The organism is Vibrio sp. 2033 (genome assembly GCF_033339735.1).
Genome location: NZ_JAWOVC010000538.1, coordinates 1 through 608, shown reverse-complemented (window position 1 = coordinate 608; position 608 = coordinate 1). Strand labels below are relative to the sequence as shown.

At 41.1% G+C, this 608-nt stretch carries 1 pseudogene; it reads right to left on the bottom strand.

What is annotated here, in order from left to right:
- A pseudogene (locus R7P74_RS27665) lies at nt 1-240 on the bottom strand (arabinose ABC transporter substrate-binding protein); the annotation flags it as partial.
- Between the last annotated feature and the right edge of the window lie 368 nt (nt 241-608).

The window sequence follows — 608 nt, the reverse complement described above, 5'->3', positions numbered from 1 at the left end:
AATGGCATTCAGCGTTTTTTCACCATCAGGCACGGCCATCTTGACCAATTCAAAATCGTATTGCTTCGCTGCTTTTTCCGCAAAAGACCACTCGGTTTGAAACCAAGGCTCTTCCGGCTGCTTCACGAGGTAACCAAGTCTGACGTTATCGTCATTGGAGCCAAAAAAAGCGTTAGCAGAGGCACTGAGCATTGTCATGCCAGATAGGGCAGCGATTGTGAGTAGTTTTTTTAATTTCATTGTTATCCATCCACTGGTAGAGGTGAGTGTTCGCTGTACATATTTGTGCATCCTTGACCATTTGTTAGTGATAAAAATCACAGCGGAAAAATGTAGCAATTTTGTCCATTCATTTAGCTACAGAGGCTATGAAGCAGCTCTCAATTGTGCGACTAGCAACTTTCAAATATCGCTCAAACCCCAAAGCAAACGTTAATCATGGTCGAAAACACTTAATTTTTGAGCAATATATAAAGGTGTTAAAAAGGACACAAAAAACACCCAGTGACGTTTTTGTCCATAAACTTAGCAACCCTATTTATGGGATCACCCACCTGCTCTGGCTATAACAACAAGTAGATTTAGTTTGCTGACCAAAAGTTGGAGTT